This is a genomic window from Pseudomonas sp. NPDC087817, assembly GCF_044742875.1.
In the GTDB taxonomy this organism is placed as follows: domain Bacteria; phylum Pseudomonadota; class Gammaproteobacteria; order Pseudomonadales; family Pseudomonadaceae; genus Aquipseudomonas.
Genome location: NZ_JBIUVJ010000095.1, coordinates 1 through 12128, shown reverse-complemented (window position 1 = coordinate 12128; position 12128 = coordinate 1). Strand labels below are relative to the sequence as shown.

Genomic DNA, 12128 nt, shown 5'->3' with positions numbered 1-12128 from the left:
TATGCCCCGGTGTTTACCTGAGGGGGACTCGGTAATGGCTAATGCACACTCCCATGACAGCCATGATGCTGGCCACGGCAGCGTAAAGTCGTACGCCATCGGCTTCATCCTGTCGGTGATCCTGACCGTCATCCCGTTCGGTCTGGTGATGTACCCGAGCCTGCCGAAGGCCACCACACTGGCAATCGTCCTGCTGTTCGCAGTGATCCAGGTGATCGTTCACCTGTATTACTTCCTGCACCTGGACCGTTCGGTGGCTCAGCGTAACAACGTGATCGCGTTCGTCTTCACGGCCATCGTGATCCTGCTGCTGGTTGGCCTGTCGTTGTGGATCATGTTCAGCATCCACACGTTCATGATGGCGAAGTGAGGTAAGACCCGATGTCGCTCAAGCACTTTATCCAAATCACCAAACCGGGGATCATTTTCGGTAACGTGCTTTCTGTGGCAGGCGGGTTTTTCCTGGCCTCGAAAGGGCATGTCGATCTGGCGGTGTTTCTGGCTGCCATGATCGGTACATCCCTGGTTGTCGCCTCCGGTTGCGTGTTCAACAACTGCATCGACCGCGACATCGACCTGAAGATGGAACGCACCAAGAACCGGGTGCTGGTGCAGGGCTTGATCTCCCTGAAACTGGCCCTGGTCTACGCGACCATCCTTGGTGTTCTCGGCGTTGCATTGTTGTACAAGGTGGCCAACCCGTTGGCCGCCCTGTTCGCGGTAATCGGCTTCGTGATCTACGTCGGCTTCTACAGCCTGTACCTCAAGCGCAAGTCGGTTCACGGCACGCTGGTGGGCAGTCTGTCGGGCGCCATGCCGCCAGTGATCGGTTACGTCGCCGTAACCAACAGCTTCGACATGGCCGCGCTGACGTTGCTGGTGATGTTCAGCTTGTGGCAGATGCCGCATTCCTACGCCATCGCGATCTTCCGCTTCAACGATTACCTGGCCGCATCGATTCCGGTGCTGCCAGTGAAGCGCGGAATTGAAGTGGCCAAGAAGCACATCCTGCTCTACATCCTGGCGTTCCTCGTGGCGACCTTGATGCTGACCTTCAGCGGTTACGCCGGCATGAGCTACCTCGCCGTCGCCGCGGCCATGGGCATGTACTGGTTGTACATGGCCTGGACCGGCTACAAGGCAGTGGATGACACGGTCTGGGCACGCAAGCTGTTCGTGTTCTCGATCTTCACCATCACCGCCCTGAGCGTCATGATGTCCCTGGACTTCAAGGTGCCGAGCGAGCTACTGCTGACGTACGCGCCGTAAGGCTCAAAGGCTTGAAGAAAAACCCCGCACATTGAGAGATGTGCGGGGTTTTTTATTGGGTGAATTATGCTGAATCGAGGTGACACCATCGCGAGCAGGCACGCTCCCACAGGGGATTTGTGAACGACGCCAATCAAATGTGGGAGCGAGCCTGCTCGCGATGGCGTGCGCCGCCGATTTCGAAGGTTGCGGAGTACTTTCAAAAGACCTAGATTTGGATCCAGTGATAGCGCCATGCCATTCCCTCGGCGCTCAACTGTTCTACTCCGCGATATTTCACGCATCGATTCAGAGGCTGGGCGAAATGACTGAGAGGATGACCTGCGACGAGCGCTTCATTGCCCTGGCACAAGAGCTGAATTACGACATCTATGGCGAGAACACCGCCGGCGGCAATTACGCGCCGTTGATCCGTCATCATGATGAGCTGTACATCAGCGGCATGGTGCCGCGTACTCACGGCAAGATTCAGTACCCGGGTCGGGTGGGTCTGGAGTTGACCCTCAAGGATGCCCAGGCTGCTGCGAGCATCAGTGCGATGCGTTGCCTGGCGCTGATCGTCGATGCAGTCGGTTCGCTGGACAAGATCAAGGCGTTGCTACGGGTCACTGTGTACGTGAAGTCGACGCCGGACTTTGTTGACCTGAGCGAAGTGGCCAACGGTGCATCGGATGTTTTCAGTCATGTGCTCGGCGATGCCGGCCGGCACACGCGGACCACTGTCGGTGTGTATCAGTTGCCGAAGAACGCGGCGATCGAAGTCGACATGATTGCGGCATTGCACTCCGACGCATAACTCCCAAGCCGAAAACCAAAAAGCCCCGCCTGAATCTCAGTGCGGGGCTTTTTCGTCAGCGCCGAAATATTACTGCGCGGCGATGCTGTAGCCATCGAACGCGGTCTGCTGTTGCAGGGCGGTGATGATGTTCTTGCGGTTGATCGCGTGTTCGGTGCCGGCGTTGTCGAGGAAGGTTTCGCCCTCCAGCTCGGCTTCTTCGCCTTCACCGACGAAGGTGAAACCGAGGAACTCCAGCGCTTCGCGGTCAACGCTCAAGCGCGAACGTGGAGTGCGCAGCGGCAAGGTCACACTGGCGCCGTCCTTGCTGATGGTGAAGATTTCGAGTTCTTTCTTCTTGGCAGCCTTGCTCTTGCCGCCGCTCGGGTTGCTGATCGCCTGATGGGTCTGATTCAGCACTTTGAGGGCCAGGCCGTAGACGATCTCCTGGAAGGCCGGATCGTCCTTGAAGCAGGACAGGATGCGGCCGATCGAGAACTTGCTGCTCAGGTCTTCAAGTGCGGCGATGTCGGCGGCTTCGGCGTCTTTCAGAGCCTTGAGTTCGCCCATCAGTTCATAGGCCTTGTCGTCATCGAAGCTGTCATGGGCCTGACGGATCGCGGCGCGCAGCTCGCGAATCTGGTCGCTTTCGCGGTTCGACTGAAAAGCGTCGAGGACCATTTCGCTGATGATTTTGGCTTGTGGCAGGTGTTGTGAAAGATTGATGGAGTTTTCGTATTCCGCTTTGGACGATTCGGTAACGACGGATTCAGCGGTGTTGAAATCGGACATTGAAATTTCACTACTTTTTAACTTGAGTGGAGATGAGAAAGCACAGGGCTTTTTCAGGCCGACTAATTTAGGGGAGCGGGGCGGCGTTGTCACGGAGCAACGGGCTGGCGGTCGAGTTTTTTACCGCTGACTCATCAAGCACCCAGAGGCGGGCGTTGCGCCTGAAGCGTTCGCAGCAGCCAATAGAACTTTAGCGAGCGGGTGCTGATCAATCCGCAGACAAATCCCGACGCTACAGCCTTGAGCAACAACATGCCCGCTTCGGTAGTGCGGTCCGGGTGCACGTCATCCTGGTAGCCGAAGTAGTAGTTCACCGCAAAAAACAGCAGCAACAACACCAGTGCTTTCCAGGTCCCCGGCACGATTAATCCGGTTTCCGGGTCGTCGAGCTCTACGCCCTTGCGGGAAAAGATCAGCCATGCCGACAGGGCACCGAGCGTCAAAGCGATCAACCAGCCGCCCAGCGTCAAACCGGGATCAACCGACAGGTTCAGCGAAAGCAGCGACCAGACCAGCAGGACCAGCGGCGTCGACAGCAGCGAAAACCGGGTCTCGTGCTGAGGCTTGCGAGCCTTCAGGCCGAAATACACCATGATCAGAAAAACCACATAAACCCACAGTGGGGTGTTTTGCAAAATGGCGAGCATCGCGCAGCGTCCTTGCTGAAAAAAGAGGGGAGATCATAGCTGGTGTCATAGCGTTAAGGGTTACTTCAGTCGTGGGCGCTCCATCGCAATCAGCGACGTTTGAAAACCCAGGCGGGCAAAAAACGCCTCGGCGCCTTCACGGCCTGCGCGCAGCACCCAGGTGATGTCGGGGTTATCCCCCATGACGTGCTCAACCAATGCCCGGCCAATGCCTTCGCGTCGATGCTGCCCGTCGACCACGACCATCGACAGATAACCGTTGGATAAACCATCGCTGATACCGCGGGCGAAACCTGCGATGCATGTGCCTTTGAGGGCAATGGCCGTGCGTTGGGAGTTGGCGATGAGCTGTGCAAAGTCTTCGCTTGAACCGGTTCGATGGCCCCATCCATGCTGGCCGAGGAACAGGCGCACTGATTCCACTTCGGCGGGCAATAGATCGCGTACGGTCAGGTAGTTGTTCATCGGTGGGTCGACTCCTTGTCGCGGATGTGGTGAGTTAGAGGAACTAGGATCTGCCCCATGCCTGCATCGCGAAATCGACGAAGCGCCGCAGCTTGGGCAGGCGATAACGATCCGGGGCATACAACAGGTGTAGAGGTCGGCTCGGGGGTTGGTAGTCGGGGATGACCGTCACCAGTCGGCCATCGCGCAAATCCTCTTCCACCAGGGCATCGGGCAGCATCACGATGCCCATGCCCGTACGTGCCGCCTGATGCAGGCCGGCGGAGCTGTTGATCAGCATCGGCCCGCTGACGTCGACCATGATTTCGCCGTCCGGGCCGCTGAGGCGCCAGCGCTTTTCCACCGATTGCCAGTCATCGCCGGTGGGGTAGGCAAAGGACAGGCAGTCATGCTGTTGCAGGTCTTGTGGCGTCAGCGGCATGCCTCGTCTTGCGACATACTCCGGCGCCGCGCAGACGGTCAGGGTGTAGTCGATCAGGGGCCGGGCTATCAAGTTGGACTGTTCGAAGTGACCCAGGCGGAAGGCGACGTCGAGGCCGCTTTCCAGCAGATCCGGGCGGCTATTGGTCAGTACCACGTCGAGTTTGACCTTCGGCCATTGCAGGGAAAATTCACTCAGCGCTGGCGCCAGGCGCTCAACGCCGAAGGTCAGAGGAGCGGTAATACGCAGGATGCCACGAGGCTCATCAAGGGCCTGCTCGGCGAGGCGTTCAGAGTCAGCCAACAGTCCCAGCACTTCGAGGCAGCGCTGGTAATAGACGCTGCCGAACTCGGTCAGTCGCTGGCGACGCGTGGTGCGTTGCAGCAGTTGCACGCCGAGCCGTTGCTCCAGCGCGCGCAGGTGATTGCCTACCATCGTCGTCGACATGTCGCACTGCAATGCGGCCGCCGTCATGCTCCCCGATTCGACCACTTTGACGTAGACGCTCATCGACTGAAACAGGTCCATTATCAAGTCCGGCTTTTAAATGATTGAAGTTTTACCGAGTTTATCCAGTTCTGGTGGCTAACCATACTGCGAGCACACCGACCTTCACTGGAGTTTGAAGTCATGACCGCCGCGCTGATGAACACCTACCAACCACTGGCCCTGAGTTTCACCAAAGGCTTGGGCACGCGCCTGTGGGATCAGGCCGGTCGCGAGTATCTGGACGCGGTCGCCGGGGTGGCGGTGACCAATGTCGGCCACTCGCACCCGCGCATCGTTTCGGCGATCAGCGAACAGGCGGGATTGCTGCTGCATACGTCCAATCTGTACAGCATCGATTGGCAGCAACAGTTGGCCAACCGGCTGACTGAGTTGTCGAGAATGGACAAGGCGTTCTTCAACAACTCCGGGGCCGAGGCCAACGAAACCGCTTTGAAGCTGGCTCGGTTGTACGGCTGGCGCAAGGGCGTCGAGCAGCCGCTGGTGGTGGTGATGGCCAACGCGTTTCATGGCCGCACACTTGGTACGTTGTCCGCCAGTGATGGGCCGGCGGTGCGTCTGGGTTTCAACCAATTGCCGGGGGATTTCGTCAAAGTGCCGTTCGGTGATCTCGCTGCACTGGACCATGTTCAACGCAAACACGGTGAGCGGATCGTCGCGATTCTGGTGGAGCCGATTCAGGGGGAAAGTGGTGTGCAACTGGCACCGCCGGGTTATCTGAAAGCCTTGCGTGAACTATGCAACCGGCATGCGTGGCTGCTGATGCTTGACGAGATCCAGACCGGTATCGGCCGCACGGGCCAGTGGTTTGCGTTTCAGCATGAAGGCATTGTCCCGGATGTCATGACCCTGGCCAAAGGACTCGGCAATGGCGTGCCGATCGGTGCATGCCTGGCGCGGGGCAGGGCGGCGGATCTGTTCACGCCCGGCAGCCATGGCAGTACGTTTGGCGGTAATCCGCTGGCCTGTCGGGTGGGCTGCACGGTGCTGGAAATCATTGATGAGCAAGGCTTGCTGGAAAATGCGCGGGTACAGGGTGAGCGTCTGTTGAGCCTGTTACGCGCAGAACTCGCGGATGACCCGAATGTGCTGGCGATTCGTGGTCAGGGTTTGATGATCGGCATCGAGCTCAAGCAGCCTATTCGCGATCTGACGCTGATCGCGGCGCGGGATCATGGGCTGCTGATCAACGTCACGCGCGGCAAGACCATACGGCTGCTGCCGCCGCTGACGATTGATGAGCGGGAGGTGGGGATGATTGTCAGAGGTGTGGTGCGGGCACTGACCGCGCATTGACGGCTTGCAAGTAGCACTGTAGGAGCGAGCCTGCTCGCGAAGGCGGCCTATCAGTCGGCATCTGTGCTGGATGATTGATCGCTTTCGCGAGCAGGCTCGCTTCCGCAATCACAGTGCAAGGTCTTAGTCCGGGTATTCCGACAAATCCGGCGCCAGCATCCGTGTCTTCGCCGCTCCATTGGAGTTGTGCTGAATGATCTCGCGTGGCTGGCCTTGCTCGTTGAAAAACACCTGACCGATCCCCGCTGAGTTCCACAGTCGTTCACCTGCCTCGGCATGTTCTGGTGTGTACGGCACGATGCGCATACGTCGACGTTTGGTCAGCCAGTTCAGTGGCGAGCGCGGTGAGTAGAGCCAGCGGTTGAGACGGTCGAACCACTCCAGCAGGGTTTTCGGAAACTCGTTCTTGATCCCGCTGCTGGTGATCTGCCAGATCCGTGGGCCGGCCTTGCGGTGTCGGATAAGTACTTCGTAGACGAAGGAATAATGCACATCGCCGGACAGCACCACGTAGTTACCCGGCGTACGTGTGTGTCGGAAAATATTCAGGATCACCTGCGCGGCGCCACGATGGGCCATCCAGTTCTCGGCATCCACCAGCAGTGGGTAACCGCACCAGCTGAAGACCTTTTGCACCGTTTCAATCAGCTTCACACCAAAAATCGGCGCGGGCGAAACGATGATCGCCGACGGGTGATCGAGCAGCTCTTGCTGCAGTTCGCTCAAGGCTTCCCAGTCGAGCAGACCCGACGGTTGCTTGAGCGTCATTTCGCTGCGCCAGCGTCGGGTACGCGTGTCAAGCACGACCAGCGCCGGGCTGGTCGGCATCACGAAGTGCCAGTTCTGAAAGCGCAGCAAGTCATCGATCAGTTCGTCCTGCACCGGGCTGTCGAGGTAATGGTCATCGCCACTGGCGGCCAGGCGTCGGGTTTTCTCCAGTACATCCTTGAAGGCATCCGGGTTATTGCCCCAGCCCTGGCACAGCATGTAGGCAATCAGCGCGTTGCCGATGATGCGTTTGGAGAAAGGATGGCCGTAGGCCGTTTCCTCCCATTGCGCGGAAAGGTTCCAGTCATCGGTGATGTCGTGATCGTCGAAAATCATCAGGCTCGGCAGATGCGCCAGCACTCGGGCGACGTTGTCCAGACCTGCCTTGAAGGCGTCGATCCGGGTCTGTTCGAGTGCATATCGCTTGAGGCGATCCGGCGTCAGTAGCGGAGGCTGCGGATTGATCAGCGTCCACGCAACCGGTGACCACACCAGCAAGTACATCGCCATGATTTCGGCAAACGTCACCAGGTGATTGTCGGCGCTGCTGCTGGTGAAAATCGGCTTACGCGCACCGCCGAAAAATCGCTCGCGCAACGTCTCGTTGCTCTCCAGAGCCGGTAACAAATCCGCACGGTGGTAGTAACTGGCCGGGTGTTGGTAGAGTTTCGCGCTGTCGCTGACCACGGCACCTTCGAGGTGTTCGTCGAGCAGGCCGACGCGCTCGATCAAGGCATGGATCGCCCGCAGCATCGGGCCGGCTACGTCATCGGCGTAGACCTGATCGCCACTCATCATCAACAGCGCCGGGCGTTGTTGCGGGTCGGTTTGCGCCGCCAGCAGTTGATCGACACACAGCAAACCATCCGCCGCCGGGTGATGCGGTTTGCGGCACGAGCCGTGGAGCAACTGATCTATCCGGGAGCGCAGGACAAAGTTCGGCCGGGTGGTATCGGCATAAAGCAGGTGCGGCGCCCAATCGGCTATGCCTTTTTCGTCATCGATCAGCAAGTCGTAGTCGATAAAGGTGTCGAAGGGCAGGGCGCTATCGAGTGTGATATCGATGAGGTGAACGAACGCCCGACTGCCTACGGGAATGACTGTGCAATTCTCTACATCGAGCGGAATGTCTCCTACACCCTGCAAGCGCAAAGTCAGCGACAGAGGACGCGTACCGACCAGCCACATCACCAGTCGTGTCGGCTCCAGCCGTCGCAGCAGCGGGCCGGCCAAAACAGCAGGCAGGGAGTTCAGGTCATCAAGTGTTGGAGACATCCGGGTCAAAGCTCAAGGCGCACAGGCCGGCGATGATAGCGCAGCCGGCGCCTTGATCCCTTAAACGAGGCTTAAGAGTCGCTCTTCTTCAACTTCAGATCGAGCAGTCGCCACGCAGCCTTGCCGGCATCGTTGCCGTCCTGTTGCTGCACTGAACAATCAAAATGGTAGCGGACATCGTCGCCCAACATGTTGCGGGCAGTGGCGGTACTGCTGACGGTGTAGGTCTGATCCTTGAAGCGCTGGCTGCTGGCGTCCCGGGCACTCGAGATCACCGTCGACGCTGAAAAACGCATGGCACTCTTGATGAAGGGCTCGCAAATCATGTAAGCCATCAAGGATTTGTCGGCATTCGGATTGCTGCCGGCCAATCGGCGCAAAACGGCGAAGTCGTTGCTCACGTTATCCTTGAAGTCCTTCTCTGCCAGTGCAGCCGGCAGACGTTTGCTGAAGTTCGGCAGTAAAGCGGATTCGGGCGGCGAAGGCTCATTCTGTGGACTGCTGGCGACATAGGCCGGAAGGTTTTCAGTTGCAGTTGCAGTTGCAGTTGCAGTTGCAGGTGCAGGTGCAGGTGCAGGCGGCACGACTGTAACGGGGGGCGGCGTCGGAGCCGGTTCTGGGGCAGGTTCAGCTTCAGGCATCACTGCAACAGGCTCGACCTTTTGAGTGACAGTCTCTTGAATCTGCTTTTGCGCAGTTTTGCGCTCCGGCACGAACAGCGAGAACGTGATGGAGAACACCACAATGCCGACAATAAAACCCGCCCCCGCACCGAGAACGTTGCCGACAAACAGATTCCAGTTACCGCGGTTCTTCACCACCCAGCGCCACATGAAACCCCATGCCGCCAGAAATGCGAGTAGACACAGAAACTCCATTTGATCCTTTCCTTAACCTGCAAAAACCTTGAAACAGCGCGTGTTGATGAGCCGCGCTGAAGATGGACGGCAAGATAACAAAATAGTAGCGTCGCGCCACGCTCTTCATCTGCGTAACGGACTTTGATGAGGACGGGATCTTTCTCAACCAAAGGATGGACAGATGATCGACTTCAACAACAAAGGTTTCTTCAAACTCAAGCAGAACGACGAATACGCCGAGCGTGTGACGGCATTGCTGCTGGAAGGCGAAGAGGTGATCGATTCCTACAAAGCCATGCGCGACGGCGTGGTGTTCACCAACAAACGCATCATCGCGGTCAATGTGCAGGGCATCACCGGCAGCAAGAAGGATTTCACTTCACTGCCGTACAAGAACGTCGTCGCTTATTCCGTAGAAACGTCGGGCACGTTCGATCTGGACTCGGAGCTGGAGATTTATTTTTCTTCGCTGGGAAAGGTGAAGTTCGAGTTCACCGGGAAAACGTCGATGGTGGAAATTTCGAAGTACATCTCCAGGCATTTGCTGTAAGCGCGTGGCGCGTTCAATTACAGAATGTCTTTCAAGTATCCCTTGAGCGCGAGGAGCGGCTGATCAAGCTGCTCCAACGACTTCGCCTGGCTCAAATCGGCGGATAATTTGTGCAGCTCACGGCCGAGCGGCTTCTCGACACCGCCCAAAGCATCCATCGCCAAGCCCAGGCATTCATTGATTTTGAACTGAATGGTCTGCACATCACCCCGTCGTACCAGCAGTTCGAAAATGTCTTTCTGATAGTCACCCATGACCATATCGTCCCGCAAAATCGGGCTCAGGCCTTCTTCCTCATAAGCGAGTTTGAGGGAGAAAAGAGCGACTGTTTCCAGTGACGTTTCCATGGGGTGGTTCCTTCGGGGCTGATGGCCAAGAAGCGGAAGATCAAAAGATCGCAGCCTGCGGCAGCTCCTACACAAGTCAGAGCTTTATTGCAGGCGAAAAAAAAGGCCTTGCTAAGCAAGACCTTTCTTAATTTTGGTGCCCCGAGGGAGACTCGAACTCCCACTCCTTTCGAAAACGGATTTTGAATCCGCCGCGTCTACCAATTCCGCCATCAGGGCTCAATGGCGGCGAAGTATAGAGATGAGATTACCGTCGGTCAATCAGGTACATAGAGAATTTTCGATATTTCCGCTAGACTTTCCGGCCCTGCTAGACGAACCCCATCATGCGCGTTGCTGACTTTACTTTCGAGCTCCCTGATTCGCTGATCGCCCGCCACCCTTTGGCCGAGCGTCGCGGTAGTCGCCTGCTGACCCTTGATGGGCCGAGCGGCGCCCTCGCACACCGTCAATTCACTGACTTGCTTGAGCATTTGCGCCCGGGCGATTTGATGGTGTTCAACAATACCCGGGTGATTCCGGCGCGGCTGTTCGGGCAGAAAGCGTCCGGCGGCAAGCTGGAGATCCTCATCGAGCGGGTTCTTGATTCGCATCGCGTGCTGGCGCATGTGCGCTCCAGCAAGTCGCCGAAGCCGGGTTCGAAGATTCTCATCGACGGTGGTGGCGAAGCCGAGATGCTCGCGCGTCACGATGCGCTGTTCGAGCTGGGGTTCGCTGAAGAAGTGCTGCCGCTGCTTGATCGCGTCGGGCACATGCCGTTGCCTCCTTATATAGATCGCCCGGATGAAGGCTCGGATCGCGAGCGTTATCAGACCGTTTATGCCGAGCGTCTGGGCGCGGTGGCGGCGCCGACCGCGGGGCTGCATTTCGATCAGTCGTTGATGGAGTCGATTGCTGCCAAAGGCGTCGAGACCGTATTCGTGACGTTGCACGTGGGCGCGGGTACGTTCCAGCCAGTGCGCGTCGAGAAGATCGAAGATCACCACATGCACAGCGAATGGCTGGAGGTCGGTCAGGACGTGGTTGATGCGGTCGCCGCGTGCCGTGCGCGCGGCGGTCGAGTGATTGCGGTCGGCACCACCAGCGTGCGTTCTCTGGAAAGTGCGGCGCGCGATGGCGTGCTCAAGCCGTTCAGTGGCGACACCGACATCTTTATCTACCCGGGCCGGCCGTTCCATGTGGTCGACGCTCTGGTGACCAATTTCCATTTGCCCGAATCCACGCTGTTGATGCTGGTTTCGGCGTTTGCCGGTTATCCCGAAACCATGGCCGCTTATAAAGCCGCTGTCGAAAACGGGTACCGCTTTTTCAGCTACGGTGATGCGATGTTCATCACTCGTAATCCTGCACCTACTGCCCCTAAACAAACCGGCCCAGAGGAAACAGAATGAGTCGCGAATGTCGCATGTCCTTTGAGCTCCTGGCCACTGATGGCAAGGCCCGTCGTGGTCGTCTGACCTTCCCGCGTGGCACCGTCGAGACCCCGGCCTTCATGCCGGTCGGTACTTATGGCACGGTCAAGGGTATGTTGCCGCGTGACATCGTCGCCACCGGCGCGGAAATCATTTTGGGCAACACCTTCCACCTGTGGCTGCGCCCTGGCACCGAGGTCATCAAGGAACACGGCGACCTGCACGATTTCATGCAGTGGAAGGGTCCGATCCTGACCGACTCCGGCGGTTTCCAGGTGTTCAGCCTCGGCGCGATGCGCAAGATCAAGGAGGAGGGCGTGACCTTCGCCTCTCCGGTCGACGGCTCGAAAGTGTTCATGGGGCCGGAAGAATCGATGCAGGTTCAGCGCGATCTGGGCTCCGACATCGTGATGATCTTCGACGAATGCACGCCGTACCCGGCTGACGAAGACGTCGCTCGCGTATCGATGGAGCTGTCGCTGCGTTGGGCCCAGCGTTCGAAAAATGCCCACGGTGACAACACTGCGGCGCTGTTCGGTATCGTTCAGGGTGGCATGCACCAGGATCTGCGCATGCGTTCGCTGGAAGGCCTCGACAAAATCGGCTTTGACGGCCTGGCCATCGGCGGTCTGTCGGTGGGCGAGCCCAAGCACGAGATGATCAAGGTGCTGGATTATCTGCCGGGCATGATGCCGGCTGACAAACCTCGTTACCTTATGGGCGTTGGCAAACCGGAAGATCTGG

Annotated in this window: 13 protein-coding genes, 1 tRNA gene and 1 pseudogene; 7 read left to right on the top strand and 8 right to left on the bottom strand. The window is 58.2% G+C overall.

Going from position 1 to position 12128, the window contains the following annotated elements:
- Window positions 1–34 precede the first annotated feature (34 nt).
- The 3 genes from cyoD to ACIONG_RS28420 all read left to right on the top strand — a co-directional run bounded on the left by cyoD (window position 35) and on the right by ACIONG_RS28420 (window position 2065).
- Complete coding sequence (gene cyoD, locus ACIONG_RS28430) at window positions 35–370, top strand: cytochrome o ubiquinol oxidase subunit IV (protein ID WP_103304512.1); 336 nt, start codon at window positions 35–37, stop codon at window positions 368–370.
- A gap of 11 nt (window positions 371–381) precedes the next feature.
- Entirely contained in the window at window positions 382–1269 is an 888-nt protein-coding gene (cyoE, locus tag ACIONG_RS28425; protein WP_103304513.1) for a heme o synthase, read from the top strand.
- Window positions 1270–1573: 304 nt separating this feature from the next.
- Window positions 1574–2065, top strand: coding sequence for a RidA family protein (locus ACIONG_RS28420; RefSeq protein WP_401304173.1), 492 nt, complete (start codon window positions 1574–1576; stop codon window positions 2063–2065).
- 69 nt (window positions 2066–2134) lie between these two features.
- On the opposite strand, the gene ACIONG_RS28415 is transcribed toward ACIONG_RS28420, so the two are convergent.
- The 4 genes and pseudogenes from ACIONG_RS28415 to ACIONG_RS28400 all read right to left on the bottom strand — a co-directional run bounded on the left by ACIONG_RS28415 (window position 2135) and on the right by ACIONG_RS28400 (window position 4897).
- Window positions 2135–2836, bottom strand: a complete 702-nt coding sequence (locus ACIONG_RS28415) for a hypothetical protein (protein ID WP_103304515.1) — start codon at window positions 2834–2836, stop codon at window positions 2135–2137.
- 134 nt (window positions 2837–2970) lie between these two features.
- A pseudogene (locus ACIONG_RS28410) lies at window positions 2971–3489 on the bottom strand (DUF6622 family protein); the annotation flags it as partial.
- Window positions 3490–3543: 54 nt separating this feature from the next.
- On the bottom strand, window positions 3544–3948 hold the full coding sequence (locus ACIONG_RS28405) for a GNAT family N-acetyltransferase (RefSeq protein WP_315446697.1): 405 nt from the start codon (window positions 3946–3948) through the stop codon (window positions 3544–3546).
- A 43-nt stretch (window positions 3949–3991) separates the two neighbouring features.
- Entirely contained in the window at window positions 3992–4897 is a 906-nt protein-coding gene (locus ACIONG_RS28400; protein WP_103304518.1) for a LysR family transcriptional regulator, read from the bottom strand.
- 102 nt (window positions 4898–4999) lie between these two features.
- Here ACIONG_RS28400 and ACIONG_RS28395 point away from each other — a divergent pair, with 102 nt between their 5' ends.
- Complete coding sequence (locus tag ACIONG_RS28395; RefSeq protein WP_401304169.1) at window positions 5000–6172, top strand: aspartate aminotransferase family protein; 1173 nt, start codon at window positions 5000–5002, stop codon at window positions 6170–6172.
- A 123-nt stretch (window positions 6173–6295) separates the two neighbouring features.
- Here ACIONG_RS28395 and ACIONG_RS28390 read toward each other — a convergent pair whose 3' ends face one another.
- Complete coding sequence (locus ACIONG_RS28390) at window positions 6296–8215, bottom strand: alkaline phosphatase D family protein (RefSeq protein WP_401304166.1); 1920 nt, start codon at window positions 8213–8215, stop codon at window positions 6296–6298.
- Window positions 8216–8286: 71 nt separating this feature from the next.
- A complete protein-coding gene (locus ACIONG_RS28385; protein ID WP_401304163.1) occupies window positions 8287–9093 on the bottom strand; it encodes a hypothetical protein in 807 nt (268 codons plus the stop codon).
- Between the two features lie 163 nt (window positions 9094–9256).
- Here ACIONG_RS28385 and ACIONG_RS28380 point away from each other — a divergent pair, with 163 nt between their 5' ends.
- A complete protein-coding gene (locus tag ACIONG_RS28380; RefSeq protein ID WP_401304160.1) occupies window positions 9257–9625 on the top strand; it encodes a PH domain-containing protein in 369 nt (122 codons plus the stop codon).
- 17 nt (window positions 9626–9642) lie between these two features.
- Here ACIONG_RS28380 and ACIONG_RS28375 read toward each other — a convergent pair whose 3' ends face one another.
- Window positions 9643–9972 carry a hypothetical protein gene (locus tag ACIONG_RS28375; protein WP_315446702.1) on the bottom strand — a complete coding sequence of 110 codons (330 nt, stop codon included), beginning with the start codon at window positions 9970–9972 and terminating at the stop codon, window positions 9643–9645.
- A gap of 134 nt (window positions 9973–10106) precedes the next feature.
- Window positions 10107–10191, bottom strand: a tRNA-Leu gene (locus tag ACIONG_RS28370).
- A gap of 107 nt (window positions 10192–10298) precedes the next feature.
- Between ACIONG_RS28370 and queA the strand changes: the two genes are divergently transcribed.
- Both queA and tgt read left to right on the top strand, forming a co-directional pair.
- Complete coding sequence (gene queA / locus ACIONG_RS28365) at window positions 10299–11363, top strand: tRNA preQ1(34) S-adenosylmethionine ribosyltransferase-isomerase QueA (protein ID WP_401304156.1); 1065 nt, start codon at window positions 10299–10301, stop codon at window positions 11361–11363.
- Between the two features lie 14 nt (window positions 11364–11377).
- A partial coding sequence (gene tgt / locus ACIONG_RS28360) for a tRNA guanosine(34) transglycosylase Tgt (protein WP_401304154.1) occupies window positions 11378–12128 on the top strand: 751 nt, incomplete at its 3' end.